Origin of the sequence: Streptomyces sp. NPDC005303, assembly GCF_040607335.1 — a bacterium.
Classification (GTDB): Bacteria; Actinomycetota; Actinomycetes; order Streptomycetales; family Streptomycetaceae; genus Streptomyces.
In genome coordinates, this window is the sequence record NZ_JBEXGM010000045.1 from 1 (window position 1) to 14,852 (window position 14,852).

A 14,852-nucleotide genomic window follows, 5' to 3' on the forward strand; every position below is an offset into this window, starting at 1 on the left:
GCCCCGGCTCCCTCCAAGGGAGCCGGGGCCCACGTCATGCGGTTCAGCCCTTCCAGGCCCGCGCCACGCGGCCGTCCTTCACCTCGAAGTTCAGCCGGCCGGCGCGGTACTCCATCGTGATGATCGCCCCCGGCGGCAGCGATCGGACCGTCGACCAGCCCCGCTCACGCGCGAGCCGCTCGGCGGCGTCGGAGTCGAGTCCGACATAGGTGTCCGGGCTGTCCTGGGGTTCGGCGGGCGGTGTCGGAATGGGTGCCATACCGCCACGCTAGGCCCTGCCCGACGGCCGTGGAAGTCCGGATCCCGCACGCCTCCTGTCACACTTCTGCCACAGCGACCCGCCACCCGTTTCCCTCGCGCTCCGTCACACGAACGGGCGTTTCCCTAGCCCTTCAGCGCGTATTCGAACGTAATTCCCGTGTGTCGTACGGCTTCTCCGAATGACCCATGAGAAGGCTTGTCCGAGAACTGACTCGTGCCCCTTTGCCCGGCGGCGAATCGGACACGGCCAGGCAGCTGACACCACGTAGGAAATACACGGTTCCAGCACAGAATCCCCTTACGCCCCCTGTCGCCGCGCACGACGACGCGAGCATCATGGCGTGAGCCGAGCGAAGGGGCGAGCAATGGGGACGCAGACCGCGCAGGCGACGGCACGACCCGTGCGGACCAAGCGGCACGGGCGGCTGATCGTGGACTGGCTGACCACCACCGACCACAAGAAGATCGGTCACCTCTATCTGATCACGTCGTTCGCGTTCTTCCTGATCGGCGGGGTCATGGCCCTGCTGATGCGCGCGGAACTGGCCCGGCCGGGGCTGCAGATCATGGACAACCAGCAGTTCAACCAGTTGTTCACGATGCACGGCACGATCATGCTGCTGCTGTTCGCGACCCCGAGCTTCGCGGGCTTCGCCAACGAGCTGATGCCGCTGCAGATCGGCGCCCCGGACGTGGCCTTCCCGCGGCTGAACATGCTGTCGTACTGGTTCTTCCTGTTCGGCGGCCTGATCGTGCTGGGGTCGCTGTTCGTGCCGTCCGGACCGGCCGCCTTCGGCTGGTTCGCCTACGCACCGCTCAACAACTCCGCGCACTCCCCCGGCGTCGGCCCCGACCTGTGGATCATGGGCCTGGCGCTGGCCGGCTTCGGCACGATCCTCGGCGCGGTCAACTTCATCACCACGATCATCGGGATGCGCGCCCCCGGCATGACCATGTTCCGGATGCCGATCTTCACCTGGAACACGCTGTTCACGTCGATCCTGATCCTGATGGCGTTCCCGGTGCTGGCGGCCGCGCTGCTGGTCCTGGAGGCGGACCGGCGCTTCGGCTCCCAGGTCTTCGAGGCGGGCAACGGCGGGGCGCTGCTGTGGCAGCACCTGTTCTGGTTCTTCGGGCATCCCGAGGTGTACATCATCGCGCTGCCGTTCTTCGGGATCATCACGGAGATCCTGCCGGTCTTCAGCCGCAAGCCGCTCTTCGGCTATCTGACGCTGGTCGCGGCGACCATGGCGATCACCGGTCTGTCGATCGTGGTGTGGGCGCACCACATGTTCGTCACCGGCGCGGTGCTGCTGCCGTTCTTCTCGTTCATGACGTTCCTCATCGCCGTCCCGACGGGCGTGAAGTTCTTCAACTGGATCGGCACCATGATCAAGGGCTCGCTGTCCTTCGAGACGCCGATGCTGTGGGCGTGCGGCTTCCTTGTGACCTTCCTGTTCGGCGGCCTGACCGGGGTGATCCTGGCGTCGCCGCCGCTGGACTTCCACGTCTCGGACACCTACTTCGTGGTGGCGCACTTCCACTACGTCGTGTTCGGCACGGTGGTCTTCGCGATCTTCGGCGGGCTGTACTTCTGGTGGCCGAAGTTCACCGGGAAGATGCTCGACGAGCGGCTCGGCAAGATCCAGTTCTGGACGCTGTTCGTCGGCTTCCACACCACGTTCCTGGTGCAGCACTGGCTGGGGGCCGAGGGCATGCCCCGCCGTTACGCCGACTACCTCGCGGCCGACGGCTTCACGGCCCTGAACACCGTCTCGACGATCGGCGCGTTCCTGCTCGGCGCCTCGACGCTGCCGTTCCTCTACAACGTCTGGAAGACCGCCAAGTACGGCGTGAAGGTGGAGACGGACGACCCCTGGGGCTTCGGCCGCTCCCTGGAGTGGGCGACCTCCTGCCCGCCGCCGCGGCACAACTTCACGACCCTGCCCCGGATCCGCTCCGAGTCCCCGGCGTTCGACCTGCACCATCCGGAGTACGCGGCGCTGGCTCCGCAGCCCGAGCCGAAGAGCGAGCAAGCGAGCGAGCGAGGCGGTCATGAGCCGTCCTGATCGCCTCGGTCAGCTCGGCAGGCTCCAGCACCTCGAAGTCGAAGCCCGTCATCATCACGTGGATCACCATCACCTCCAGGCTCGACGCCCCGGTACGCAGGATGCAGCTGTCCGGTCCCTCGGCCTCCAGCACCCCCGCACTGGGTGAGATCCGCTCGGCGGCCCGCTCCTTGGAAACCAGCAGGCGCACCACCGCCTGCGAGGCGTACGCGCGCGTGGACACGCCTCGCGAGACATAGGCGGCGAGGTCCTCGGCGGGCGGGGTGCGCGGCGCGAACCGGGGGCCGTGCGGCGGCTTCGGGGTGATCCGATCGACGCGGAAGGTCCGCCAGTCGTCGCGATCCAGGTCCCAGGCGACCAGGTACCAGCGCCGCTCGCTGCACACCAGGCGGTGCGGTTCGACGGTACGGCGGCTGGCGGCGCCACCGTGGTCGCTGTACTCGAAGCGCAGGCGCTCGGCGTCCCGGCAGAGGTTGGCGAGCTCGGTGAGGACGCCGGGGTCGACGGCGTCCGGTTGCGGGCCGCGCAGCATGGGCACGGTGAAGGCGTTGAGGGCGCCCACCCGGCGGCGCAGCCGGCTCGGCAGGACCTGCTCCAGCTTGGCGAGGGCCCGCACCGAGGTCTCGCCGATGCCCTCGATGCCCTGTCCCGCGGCCGTGCGCAGGCCGACGGCGACCGCCACGGCCTCGTCGTCGTCCAGGAGCAGCGGGGGCAGCTCGGCGCCCGCGCCCAGCTGATAGCCGCCGCCGGTGCCGGGGCTGGCATTGACGGGGTAGCCCAGCTCGCGCAGCCGGTCCACGTCCCGGCGCACGGTGCGCGCGGTGACACCGAGGCGGTCGGCGAGGTCGGCGCCCGACCATTCGCGATGGGCCTGCAGGAGCGAGAGCAGGCGCAGGAGTCGTGCCGAGGTCTCCAACATGGGGTCGAGTCTGCCAGCCATTGCGGACAGTAGCTGTCCGCAAGTCTTCCTACCTTGGACTCATGGCAGACAACAGCGTGCACAGCTTCCGGATCGACGTCCCGCAGGCGCAGCTCGACGACCTGCACACCCGCCTCGACCTCACCCGCTGGCCGGACGAACTCCCGAACGCCGGCTGGGAGTACGGCGCCTCACTGCCGTATCTGCGCGATCTCGCCGCGTACTGGCGGGGCGCCTACGACTGGCGCAAGCACGAGGCCGCCCTGAACGAACTCCCGCAGTTCGTCACCGAGATCGACGGCGCCCAGGTGCACTTCCTGCACATCCGCTCCGCCCGCCCGGACGCGCTCCCGCTGATCCTGACCCATGGCTGGCCGGGCTCGGTCGTGGAGTTCCTCGGGGTGATCGGCTCGCTCAGCGAGGACTTCCACCTGGTGATCCCGTCGATCCCCGGCTTCGGCTTCTCCGGCCCCACCCGCGAGAAGGGCTGGAACGTCAACCGGGTCGCCCGCGCATGGGCGGAGCTGATGCGCAGGCTCGGCTACGAGCGCTACGGCGCCCAGGGCGGCGACATGGGCGCGCTGATCTCCCCCGCGCTCGCCCGGATCGCCCCCGAGTCCGTCGTCGGCGTCCATGTGAACGCCGCCTCGGTCGGCTTCATCCCGCTCGGCCCGGTGGACGAGGAGGCCCGGGAGGGACTGACCGACCGCGAGCTGAAGAGTCTCGCGAGCATCGCCGACTTCACCACCGACGGCTTCGGCTACAACGCCCTCCAGTCGACCCGCCCTCAGACCCTCTCCTACGGCCTCACCGACTCTCCGGTCGGCCAACTGGCATGGATCATGGAGAAGTTCCAGGCGTGGACGCACTCCTCGGCAACGCTGCCGGAGGACGCGATCGACCGGGACACCCTGCTGACGAACGTGATGCTGTACTGGCTGACCGGCACGGCCGGTTCCGCGGCCCGCATGTACTACGAGAACAGCCATGTGCCGGACTGGTTCCCCACGCGGACCTCCGGGGTGCCGACCGCGGTGGCCAACTTCGGCGAGGACGTGGCGATCCGCCGCTGGGCCGAGCAGGCCAACACCGTCGTCCGCTGGACGGAGTTCGACCGCGGCGGCCACTTCGCGGCGCTGGAGGCACCCGAACTGCTGGCCGGTGACGTGAGGGAGTTCTTCGCCTCACTGCGGTGACGGGCGGAGGCTCACTGCCGATACGGCAGTTGCGGGACGTCGAAGCACGTGCGGTTCATGTCGCCCTGGGAGACCCAGCCGTGGCCGTCCTGCCAGCGGGCCACCGAGAGGCAGGTTCTGCGGGACTCCGGCGGCTCGGCCAGGCGCTCGAACCGGACGGGAAGGAGCAGACCGTTCGCCGTGTAGTCCTGGCTGCGGTTCATGTAGGCGTCGACGCACGCGCGCGTGATGCCTGCTTGCGCCTTTGCGCAGGACTTCGCGGCGTCCGTGAACCACATCGCGGCCGCCCAGCCCTCCAGCTGCCACTGGGAGTGCGTCTCGAGGTCCTTCGTGGCGTCCCTGAACTCCCGTACGGCCGCGATGCCGGTGTCCTCGAAATTCCGGCTGGATCCGGTGGCCCACAGGGCGTTGCGGCAGCGCGGGGCGTCCTTGTAGTCGTCCTGGACGGTGGACGTCCAGTTCTGCACGTTGGTGACCTTGGCGGTGACCTCGACGCCGGCCGCGTCCATCGCCTCGCACAGCTGGGCGTTGCCATGGCTGTCGACGGCGTCGAAGACCAGGTCGGCGCCCTGCTCCTTCAGGTCGGCCGCCACGGCGCGGAAGTTGGGCAGCGCGAAGTCGACCTGCTCGGTGACGACCTGGTAGCCCTCGGCCTTGAGCCCCTGCTCGACGAGCCGGGCGTAGGCGGCGGAGGCGGCCTGGTTGTAGGAGACGACGGCGGCCGTGCGGGCCCCGTGCTCGCGCTTGAAGTAGCGATAGACCTCGGTGCCGCCGTACTGCTTCCCGCCCCAGCCGGTCGTGCCGTTCCGGGGCGCGAGGCTGCCGTAGATGCCGTAGAGGTGCGGCCAGGTGTCGTAGGCGGCGCCGATGGGCTGGCCTCCGATGTCGGGCACGCGCGCGTGGGAGACGCGGGAGGCTGCCGCGTAGTCGAGGGCGGTCGTCGCGACCAGGGCGACCACCTTGTCCTCGTCGATCAGCCGGTGCACACAGGTGTTGTCCCCGACCCCGCTGCCGCCGTCGTCGCACTCGCGCACCTCGATCCGGCGGCCGCCGACACCCCCGCGCCCGTTGAGCCGCTCGAAGTACGCCTTGGCCCCGTCCCGCGGGCCGGTGAAGGCGCTGCCGCCGACCGGGCTGGTGGCGCTGGTGACGATGCCGACGCGGATCGGGGTGTCGTCCCGGGCGGGGGTCGTCCGCTCCCGGTGCTCGAAGTCGCTCTCCGGCAGCCTGCTGCCGCACGCCGTGGCCGACGCGAGCAGCAGGACCGCGAGGGCGGCCTCAGCAGCCCGGAAGAGCCGACGCCGTGGCATTGCCGCTCAACTGGACCAGCGCGCACAGCGTGTTGACCGACACCTTCCAGGTGCCGTCCTCCTCGACGGCCGTACCCGAGGCGTCCGGCAGGGCGGTGGCGCCGTTCAGCATCAGGGTGTACGTCACGTCGGCCGCGGTCGGCTTTTTGAACACGACCTTGGTGACCGTGGCCTGCACCTGTCCGCCCCGCTGGTCACCGCTGAAGGCCTGGAGCACCGGACCCATCTCGTCGCCGCCCTCCAGGACGGCCTGCTTGTCCTTGGTGGAGGTCTTCGGGTCGAAGAACTTCTCCCAGTTCGCCTTGATCTCCCGCCGGGCGGCCGCCGCGTCGGCCGGTCCGCTCGGCGACGGCGTCGCGGAGGGCGTGGTCCGCTCCACGGAAGGCGTCGGCGGCGGGCTCTCGCTGCCGCCGCCGCTGTCGTCGCTGCACGCCGTGAGGGCCATGGCGAGGGCGAACCCCACCGCCACCAGCCCCCGGCTGCCGTTCCCCCACGTGCGGTCGCTCCCGAGAACCATCTGGCTCACCACCGGGTGTCGGTCCGGGCCACGTGCGCCCGGTGCTTTCAGGGTCAGCTTCCAGAAGGCATAGTGCAAGCGATTGGCTTACATGGACAGGCACACGACATGTGGGAGCCAGAGATGCGGACAGCCCGACTGCGGACCGTGCACCCCGTCCTGTGGGCCGGCTGGGCCGCGCTCGCCGCGGGCGCGGTGCTGTGCGTCCTCGGCTGGTACGGCGTCTCGGGCGAGCGGTACGCCGAGCGGCAGCTGCCCTACCTCGCCTCCTGCACGGTGCCCGGCGCCGCGCTGATCGTCGCCGGGGCGCTGCTCCTCACCCACGGCCGGGGCGCGCTCGCCGCCGCGCGCGTGGAGGAGCTGTACGGCCTCCTGGTCACCGCGGAGCCCGCCGGGGCCGAGGATTCCGGGGAGTCGTCCGGCACCGCGGCCGACGCGCCCCTGGCGGTCAGCGGTGACCTGCTGATGGTGCCCGGCGGCACGCTCTGGCACCGCGCGGACTGCCCGCTGGTGGCCGGAAAGCCGGAGTCGGTCCCGGTGGACGCCAAGCTCCTGGCGAGCGGCGAGCTGGGCCCCTGCCCGATCTGCGAGCCCGTCGAGGAAACCGACTGATGTCGTCGCTGACCTACGACCTCACCCTCGCCGGGTTGTCGGTCGGCAGCGCGGCCGCGCTCACTGGAGTCGGCCTGATCGTGACGTACCGCGCGACCGGCGTGCTGAACTTCGCGCACGGGGCGATCGCGATGGTGTGCGCGTACGTGCTGCGGAGTTGCGTGGTGGAGTGGGGCTGGCCGCTGTGGGCCGGTGCGGTGGTGACCCTGCTGGTCCTGGCACCGGCCCTGGGTGTGGTGCTGGAGCGTTTCGTCTTCCGGCCCCTGTCCGTCCTGGGCGGCGATCCGGCCCAGACCCTGGTGGCCTCCATCGGCGTCTTCGTACTGCTGGTGGGCGGGGCCGCGCTGCTGTGGGGCCAGGGCGCCCGGGACGACGCTCCGGAGCTGGTGCCCGCGGACCCGTGGGGGCAGCTGGCGGTCGTCCTGGTCCTGGCGGTCGGCGTGGGCGCGGTGATCCGCTGGACACGCTTCGGACGGGAGCTGCGGGCCGTCGTGGACGACCGTGAGCTGGCCGTGCTCGGGGGGATCGACGCCGACCGGGTAGCGGCGGCCGGCTGGGCGTTCGGGGCGTTCACGGCGGGCCTGACGGGCGTTCTGCTCGCCCCCTACGTCCGCCTGGACCCGTACGGGCTGCCGCTGCTCGTCATGGAGGTGGTGGCGGTCGCGGTGGCCGCGCGGATGCGGAGCCTGCCGGTGGCGGTGCTGACGGCGCTGACGATCGGAGTGGCCCAGAGTCAGCTGACGAGACTGCACCCGTCCGGCTGGGGCGAGCCGCTGCTCCAGGCGGTGGGGGCGAACCTGTTCGTCGTGGCCCTCCTCGTCACGGCCCTGGCGCTCCCCCGTATCGGCACCCGGGACGTACTCCCGCGCACGGCCACCGCGCGCGTGCCCACGCCGCCGGGCGCATGGATCGTCGCGGTGGTGCTGTTCCTGCTCCCTCTGGGCTTCGCGGGCTCCGACCTGCACACCTCGGTCCAGGTGCCGGCGCTGGGCGTGGTCCTGCTCTCCCTGGTGGTCGTGACGGGCAGGGGCGGCCAGATCTCCCTGGGCCAAGCGGCCTACGCGGGCCTGGGGGCCCTTTTCACGGCCCTGCTGGCGGCGGGCCGCTTCCCGGGCCTCCCCCGCCTGCCGGAACTGGCCGCGCTGGCGCTGGCGGTGGTCCTGGTGGCGCCCCTGGGTCTCCTCACCGGCTGGCCCGCGATCACCCGCCAGGGCCTGGCGCCGGCACTGGCGACCTTCGCGGTCGGCGTCGGCGTGAGCCGTTTCGTCTTCGCCCAGCCGTACGCCACCTCGGGCCTGACCCTGGACCGGCCCGAGGGCTTCGACGGCGACCGCGCGTACTACGTCCTTGAGCTGGCCCTGCTCGCGCTCGCCCTGATGGCGACCATCGCGCTGCGCAGAGGCCGCACGGGCCGGGCCCTGGCCGCGCTGCGTGACCACGAGTCGGGGGCCTCGGCGGCGGGCGTCCGGGTCCCCGCCCTGAAACTCCTCGCGTTCGTCGCGGGCGCCGCCCTGGCCGCGCTGGGCGGCGGAATGCTCGGCATGGGCCTGCGCGCCTTCGACCCGACCGCCTACGACCCCGTCCGCGGCCTGCTCTGGTTCGCCGCGGTGGTCGTCCTGGGCGGCGACAGCACCCTCGGCGCCCTGGGAGCGGCAGCCCTGCTGGTCGGTCTGGACGCGGGAGCGCGGGGAGGGGTGGCAGCAGCGCTGATCGGGGTGCTGGCGGTGCTGGTGGGCCGCTTTCCCGGAGGGCCGTACGAGGCGGTCCGGGTGGTGGCGGGGCGACTGCGGCCGACCAGGCCGGCGGCCCTCACCCCGCTGGGAGCCGAGGTGAAACAACGCCTGCGCCCATCCCTCGGCGCCCTCTCATCAACACCCGCGTCCACGCCCGCACCCGCGAACGACAGCGCACCCGACCACGCAAGTGGTGCGGGCGGTGCGGGTGGGAACACGAACCCGGCCCAGAGCCGGGCAGTCCTTGCCACCCACGACCTGCACGCCCGCTACGACGGCTTCACCGCCCTCGCCGGAGTGGACCTGACCGTCCCGCCCGGAAGAATCACCGCGCTCATCGGCCCCAACGGAGCCGGCAAATCCACCCTGTTCCACTGTCTGGCAGGCACAGTCCGCCCCTCCCGGGGCCAAGTCCGCTACGGCGACCGCGACATCACCCACCTCTCCCCTCACGCCCGCACCCGCCTCGGCATCGCCCGCACCTTCCAGCGACTCGCCGTCTTCCCGACCTTGACGGTCGCCGAGAACGTCCAGGTGGGCGCGGAACAAGGCCACCTCCCGGACCCGACGGCGACGGACCGCGCACTGAGACTGTTCGATCTGAACGGCCCCCTCCGCGATGCCCCCGCCGCCGACCTCCCCACCGGCACCCTCCGCCGGGTGGAACTCGCCAGAGCACTCGCCGGTAACCCGGGCGTCCTGCTCCTGGACGAACCCGCCGCCGGCCTGGACACGGCCGAGGTGACGGCGCTGGCCCGTGTCCTCAGGGCGCTCGCGGCGGACGGCACCGCCCTCCTCGTGATCGAGCACGACCTCGACCTGGTCGCCGACCTCGCGGACGTCGTGCACGTCATGACCGCCGGCCGCATCATCGCCTCCGGCCCCCCGGCCCACGTGCTGGACGCACTCGACGCCCGGGAGACCGCCGTATGACAGCCGTCACGGCCATCTCGCTACGGCACGCACGCGTGCGCTACGGCCCCCTGGAGGCCCTGCACGGCATCACCCTCACCGCCCCGGGCCCCGGTCTCACCGTCCTGCTGGGCCGCAACGGCTCCGGCCGTACGACGGCACTGCGCGCCCTGGCCGGAACGGTGCCGCTCACCGACGGCGGTGTGGTGTGGGACGGCATCGACGTGACCCGCGTGCCGGCGTACGAGCGGGCCCGGCGCGGTCTGTGTCTGGTCCCCGAGCGCCGAGCGGTGTTCGGTTCCCTCACCGTCCGCGAGAACCTCGAACTCGCCGCCCCCGACCACGGCCTGGCCCTGGACGCCTACCCGCAACTGGCCACCCTGCTCCCCCGCCGTGCCGGCACCCTCTCCGGCGGCGAGCAGCGCATGCTCGCCCTCTCCCGTGCCCTGCTGGCACGCGCGCGCGTGGTCCTCGTCGACGAACCCGCGCAAGGCATGTCCCCCGCGGTCGCGGCCCGCACGTACGAACTCCTCGCCACCCTGGACGCATGCGTGGTCGTGGCCGAGCAACGGCTGCCGCCCACGCTGCACGGCCGGACGGCGATCGTGTACGAACTGCGGCGCGGCGCGGTCGTGTTCAGCGGGGAGGCGGCGGAGCTGCGGCCGGGGCGGGCCTGACGGCCCGTATGCGTCGTCCACACGACCGGGGCCCGCCCGGTCGGGAGACCGGACGGGGCCCCGTGCCCGTGGCAGGGGGAGCTATCGGATGTCGAGGCGCTGCCCGGGCACGATCATGTCGGGGTCGGCGCCGATGACGGCCTCGTTGGCGGCGTAGAGCTTCTGCCAGGTGGTCCCGTGCCGGGCGGCCACCTTGCTCAGCGTGTCACCCGGGCGGACGGTGTAGTCGCCGCGGGAGGCGCTGCGGTCGGTGTGGTTCTCCGAACGGGTCGGCGTCTTCGTCGGCTTGGACGGAGCGGCCTTGGTCCCGGACGAGGCCCCCGCCGAGCCGGCGGAGGCCGCCGGCGCGCTGCCGTACGCCCCCGCGCGTGCCGAGCAGGTCGGCCAGGCGCCCCATCCCTGGGCGCTCTGGACCTTGGTGGCGACGGCGATCTGCTGGGACCTGGTGGCCTGGTCGGCGGTGGGCGCGAAGGCCGTACCGCCGTACGCGCGCCAGGTTCCGGCGGAGAACTGGAGTCCTCCGTAGTAGCCGTTTCCGGTGTTGATGTGCCAGTTCCCGCCGCTCTCGCACCGGGCGATGCGGTCCCACACCCCGGTGTCCGCCGCCACCGAGTTGCCGGCCGCGGCCAGCAGCCCGAGCGGGGCGAGCAGGGCGGCCCCGGCGAGGGCCGCGGTGGTTCGGGTCCTACGAGCGTTGTCGCGGGTGGTATCGGCACATTCGGACATGTGATTCCCTCTCGAACGACTCGGGGTCCCCCAAGGCGGAACACGCTCCCGGCACAGGGGCCGGGTGGTCGCGCTCCGCCCCGTCCGCCGGAAGGTGGTGCGAGGTGCTGGCTTCGTGCGTCGGCGGACGTTCCCGAGCGGTGCTCGCTGCACACGGCGGAGGAATGTAGAGAGCCTGTGGAGGCGTCAGCAACCAACTCGTTGTCATTCCAGGCCAGTTCGCCATTACCGCGGGTAGCGGCGTTTTCCGGTCACCCACTTCATTCGTTGATTTCCTGATTTGTCGACCAGCCCCTCTGTCGATCTGTGACCCACTTCACGCAACCAACTTCCTTTGTTATCCATCCACTTGACACTGAGTGCCCGATTCCGTACCCGAGGTGACCCTGCGCGGCGGTCGGTTCGATTCCGTTCGCCCAAGGGCGTGACTCCCGCCACAGTCACCCGTTGTCTTCTTCATGAGCCCGGGACCCACCCGGGCACCACATCCCGAGGGAGCCACCCGTGCCGCGCATGCTCGACGTCAGCGACGAGGTACGCGCTGAGATCGGCGACGAAGAAGCCGACCGGCTGCTCGCCGGAGAGAACGCCCCCGGCAGCTACGACTGCACGTCCTGTCGCACCCAGGGCGACTCCGAACAGGAGCGCACCAGCACCGTCCTGTTCATCGGCGACGAGACCGCCGTCCTGGCCTTCGCCCACGCCACCTGCCTGCCCTCCCAGGTCGTCCAGGTCACCGAGGAACAGCTCCAGGGCGCGGTGAAGTCCATCACCGGCGACTCCGTCGACCTGGACCCGGCCAAGGTCGTACCCGAGCAGGCGGTGCTCGGGGTGACCAGCGGACTCCTCCTGATCGCCGGGGAGCTGCACCCGGCGCTGGTCGTGGAGCCGACCGGGCCGATCGCACGGCCGGGCGCGACGGGAGGCGGCGACGACTTCCTGCCGCTGCTGATCGAGCAGGGGTTCATGCCGCTGACTGCGATCGAGTCGGTGCCGTCGGTGCTCCACGGATGGTCGGTGCTGCTGGCGGTGGGCCAGCTGCACGCCGTGCTCCAGCCGTCGCCGAACGGCGGGCAGCCGGTGGCCTGGTGGCAGGCGCACCAGCCGCTGCAGGTGACGGAGAGCTGGCGGGCCGCCGCCAACAAGCACCAGCAGGTGCTGATGTTCGCCGCGCCGGTGGGCTCCATCGGACGGCAGCCTCGCGAGGACCTGCTGCGCGACGCACTCGACAAGGCGGCGGCGAACGGCAAGCTCGTCGCGGCCGCGATGCCGCTCGCGGGGACGTGAGCACCGGCTGAAGGATCACGCCGAACCGCATCCCCGAGGTCTCGGTGTCGTTTGGACATACGTGCACCCATACGACGCTCCGCGCCGGTTTTCCGGCGGACCATCGGCCACGCCGATCTACGACGCGCTCTACTCCGAGTACGTCAAGACCTTCCGTTCGCCGCCGGGTGACCGCAGCGGCGAGGAGGAGCTGGGCTTCACCGCGTTCGGGAACGTCCCGCACGTCTCGGGCTCGTTCAGCAGCTCGTACAACGCCTACAGCGCGGGGGCGTTCAGCGCCCGCCAGCAGTCGCAGTGGCAGCGGGTGGGACACATCGGGCAGCAGCACACCGGGATGCACCACGTCCCGGCGGCGCTGCCACCCGGACCGCGCAGAGGGAACTGACACATGAGGAAGGGCGGCCCGCTGGGGCCGCCCTTCCTCATGTCTACGTCACTTCTTCTTCGCGCCGCGCTTCTCGCGCACCCGCACCGAGATGTGGATCGGGGTGCCCTCGAAGCCGAACTCCTCGCGCAGCCGGCGCTCGATGAAGCGCCGGTAGCCCGCCTCGATGAACCCGGAGGCGAAGAGCACGAACCGCGGCGGCTTGGTGCCCGCCTGGGTGCCGAAGAGGATGCGCGGCTGCTTGCCGCCCCTGACCGGGTGCGGGTGAGCGGCGACCAGCTCGCCGAGGAAGGCGTTCAGGCGGCCCGTCGGGACGCGCGTCTCCCAGCCCGCCAGAGCCGCCTCGATCGCGGGAACCAGCTTCTCCATGTGACGGCCGGTACGCGCGGAGACGTTGACGCGCGGCGCCCAGGCGACCTGGCCGAGCTCGGTCTCGATCTCCCGCTCCAGGTAGTAGCGGCGCTCCTCGTCGAGGGTGTCCCACTTGTTGTAGGCGAGGACGATCGCGCGGCCCGCGTCGACGGCCATGGTGACGATTCGCTGGTCCTGGACCGAGATGGACTCGGAGCCGTCGATCAGGATGACCGCCACCTCGGCCTTCTCGACGGCGGCGGCGGTGCGCAGCGAGGCGTAGTAGTCGGCGCCCTGCTGGAGGTGGACCCGCTTGCGGATGCCGGCGGTGTCGACGAACTTCCAGGTGACACCCCCGAGTTCGATCAGCTCGTCGACCGGGTCACGGGTGGTGCCGGCCATCTCGTTGACGACGACCCGCTCCTCGCCGGCCACCTTGTTCAGCAGCGAGGACTTTCCGACGTTCGGGCGGCCGATCAGCGCGATGCGTCGCGGGCCGCCGATCCCGGTACCGCCGAAGGTCTGCTCGGGCGCCTCCGGCAGCGCCTCCAGGACGGCGTCCAGCATGTCGCCGGTGCCCCGGCCGTGGAGCGCGGAGACGGGGTGCGGCTCGCCGAGGCCCAGGGACCACAGGTACGCCGCGTCGGACTCGCCGCTCAGGCCGTCGACCTTGTTGGCGGCCAGCACCACGGGCTTACCGGCCTTGCGCAGCAGTCGTACGACCGCCTCGTCGGTGTCGGTGGCGCCCACCTTGGCGTCCACGACGAACACGACGGCGTCGGCGGCCTCGATCGCGTACTCGGCCTGCGCGGCCACGGAGGCGTCGATGCCGAGGACGTCCTGCTCCCAGCCGCCGGTGTCGACGACCTTGAAGCGGCGGCCCGCCCACTCGGCCTCGTAGGTGACGCGGTCGCGGGTGACGCCGGGCTTGTCCTCCACGACGGCCTCACGGCGACCGATGATGCGGTTCACCAGAGTCGACTTGCCGACATTCGGGCGGCCGACGACGGCGAGCACCGGCAGCGGACCGTGACCGGCCGCCTCGATGGCACCCTCGACGTCCTCGAGATCGAAGCCCTCTTCCGCGGCGAGCTCCATGAACTCCGCGTACTCGGCATCGCCAAGCGCCCCGTGGTCGTGCTCCTCGCCCGAGCCCTCGGAGTGGATGTGGTCGTTCATGAAGTCCGTACCTCGTTCATCGTGGTGGTCGGTGGACCCTCCGGCCCTTTCGCCGGATTGATCCACTACTCAGTGTCGCCTAGCGCCCGGTCAGGCGCCTGGCGTTTTCCAGGTGGGTGCTGAGCTGCTTCTGGATGCGCTCGGTCGCCTCGTCGAGCGCCTTGCGGGTACGCCGTCCGCTGCCGTCGCCCGCCTCGAAGGGGTCGCCGAAGACGACGTCGACGCGGCTGCGCAGCGGAGGCAGCCCCTTTATCAACCGTCCCGGCGTCTCGGAGCTTCCCAGCACCGCGACCGGCACGACAGGCGCACCGCTGCGGACCGCGAAGTAGGCGAGACCGGCCCGCAGGGAGGCGAAGTCGCCCTCGCCCCGGGTGCCCTCCGGGAAGATACCGAGGACCCCGCCGGCCTTGAGGACGTCGAGCGCCCGGGTGATCGCCCCGCGGTCGGCGCCCGAGCGGTCCACCTTGACCTGCCCGATCGCGGTCAGGAAGGGGTCCAGCGGTCCGATGAACGCCTCCTTCTTGATCAGGAAGTGCGTCGGCCGGGGTGACACGCCCATGACCATCGGACCGTCGATGTTGTGCGAGTGGTTGACGGCGAGGATCGCGGGCCCGGTCGCGGGCATCCGCCAGGCGCCGAGCACCCGCGGCCTCCACAGCCCGTACATCAGCCCGACGCCGATCCGCCGCCCGACCTCGGCGCCCTTCTCCGACGGAAC

13 protein-coding genes and 1 pseudogene are annotated in these 14,852 nt (G+C 71.3%); 7 read left to right on the forward strand and 7 right to left on the reverse strand.

Going from position 1 to position 14,852, the window contains the following annotated elements; genetic code table 11:
• Positions 1-43: 43 nt before the first annotated feature.
• Positions 44-259, reverse strand: a complete 216-nt coding sequence (locus ABZT93_RS36730; RefSeq protein WP_356112847.1) for an I78 family peptidase inhibitor — start codon at positions 257-259, stop codon at positions 44-46.
• A gap of 367 nt (positions 260-626) precedes the next feature.
• Here ABZT93_RS36730 and ctaD point away from each other — a divergent pair.
• Positions 627-2,300, forward strand: a pseudogene (gene ctaD, locus ABZT93_RS36735) (cytochrome c oxidase subunit I); the annotation flags it as partial.
• Here ctaD and ABZT93_RS36740 read toward each other — a convergent pair.
• The gene (locus ABZT93_RS36740) at positions 2,197-3,249 is read right to left on the reverse strand and encodes a YafY family protein (RefSeq protein ID WP_356112849.1); all 1,053 of its coding nucleotides are present in this window, start codon (positions 3,247-3,249) and stop codon (positions 2,197-2,199) included. The pseudogene ctaD and the gene ABZT93_RS36740 overlap by 104 nt on opposite strands.
• Before the next feature lie 62 nt (positions 3,250-3,311).
• Between ABZT93_RS36740 and ABZT93_RS36745 the strand changes: the two genes are divergently transcribed.
• On the forward strand, positions 3,312-4,445 hold the full coding sequence (locus tag ABZT93_RS36745) for an epoxide hydrolase family protein (RefSeq protein WP_356112850.1): 1,134 nt from the start codon (positions 3,312-3,314) through the stop codon (positions 4,443-4,445).
• An 11-nt stretch (positions 4,446-4,456) separates the two neighbouring features.
• On the opposite strand, the gene ABZT93_RS36750 is transcribed toward ABZT93_RS36745, so the two are convergent.
• On the reverse strand, positions 4,457-5,755 hold the full coding sequence (locus ABZT93_RS36750; RefSeq protein WP_356112852.1) for an ABC transporter substrate-binding protein: 1,299 nt from the start codon (positions 5,753-5,755) through the stop codon (positions 4,457-4,459).
• Positions 5,724-6,284, reverse strand: a complete 561-nt coding sequence (locus ABZT93_RS36755) for a hypothetical protein (RefSeq protein WP_356112854.1) — start codon at positions 6,282-6,284, stop codon at positions 5,724-5,726. The genes ABZT93_RS36750 and ABZT93_RS36755 overlap by 32 nt, the downstream gene beginning before the upstream one ends.
• A gap of 111 nt (positions 6,285-6,395) precedes the next feature.
• Here ABZT93_RS36755 and ABZT93_RS36760 point away from each other — a divergent pair, with 111 nt between their 5' ends.
• From ABZT93_RS36760 to ABZT93_RS36770, 3 genes are read left to right on the forward strand one after another with little or no spacing between them, the layout of a single operon-like run.
• Positions 6,396-6,884, forward strand: coding sequence for a hypothetical protein (locus ABZT93_RS36760; RefSeq protein WP_356112856.1), 489 nt, complete (start codon positions 6,396-6,398; stop codon positions 6,882-6,884).
• Positions 6,884-9,550, forward strand: coding sequence for an ATP-binding cassette domain-containing protein (locus ABZT93_RS36765; protein ID WP_356112858.1), 2,667 nt, complete (start codon positions 6,884-6,886; stop codon positions 9,548-9,550). The genes ABZT93_RS36760 and ABZT93_RS36765 overlap by 1 nt, the downstream gene beginning before the upstream one ends.
• Positions 9,547-10,206, forward strand: a complete 660-nt coding sequence (locus ABZT93_RS36770; RefSeq protein ID WP_356112859.1) for an ATP-binding cassette domain-containing protein — start codon at positions 9,547-9,549, stop codon at positions 10,204-10,206. The genes ABZT93_RS36765 and ABZT93_RS36770 overlap by 4 nt, the downstream gene beginning before the upstream one ends.
• A gap of 81 nt (positions 10,207-10,287) precedes the next feature.
• On the opposite strand, the gene ABZT93_RS36775 is transcribed toward ABZT93_RS36770, so the two are convergent.
• Positions 10,288-10,932, reverse strand: a complete 645-nt coding sequence (locus ABZT93_RS36775; protein ID WP_356112862.1) for a transglycosylase family protein — start codon at positions 10,930-10,932, stop codon at positions 10,288-10,290.
• A gap of 504 nt (positions 10,933-11,436) precedes the next feature.
• On the opposite strand from ABZT93_RS36775, the gene ABZT93_RS36780 reads away from it, so the two are divergent.
• Positions 11,437-12,219, forward strand: coding sequence for a hypothetical protein (locus tag ABZT93_RS36780; RefSeq protein ID WP_356112864.1), 783 nt, complete (start codon positions 11,437-11,439; stop codon positions 12,217-12,219).
• A gap of 61 nt (positions 12,220-12,280) precedes the next feature.
• The gene (locus ABZT93_RS36785) at positions 12,281-12,604 is read left to right on the forward strand and encodes a hypothetical protein (RefSeq protein ID WP_356112866.1); all 324 of its coding nucleotides are present in this window, start codon (positions 12,281-12,283) and stop codon (positions 12,602-12,604) included.
• Between the two features lie 48 nt (positions 12,605-12,652).
• Here the strand turns inward: ABZT93_RS36785 and der are convergent, their stop codons facing one another.
• Both der and ABZT93_RS36795 read right to left on the reverse strand, forming a co-directional pair.
• Positions 12,653-14,134, reverse strand: a complete 1,482-nt coding sequence (gene der, locus ABZT93_RS36790; RefSeq protein ID WP_356112868.1) for a ribosome biogenesis GTPase Der — start codon at positions 14,132-14,134, stop codon at positions 12,653-12,655.
• A gap of 79 nt (positions 14,135-14,213) precedes the next feature.
• Complete coding sequence (locus tag ABZT93_RS36795; protein ID WP_356112921.1) at positions 14,214-14,801, reverse strand: lysophospholipid acyltransferase family protein; 588 nt, start codon at positions 14,799-14,801, stop codon at positions 14,214-14,216.
• Between the last annotated feature and the right edge of the window lie 51 nt (positions 14,802-14,852).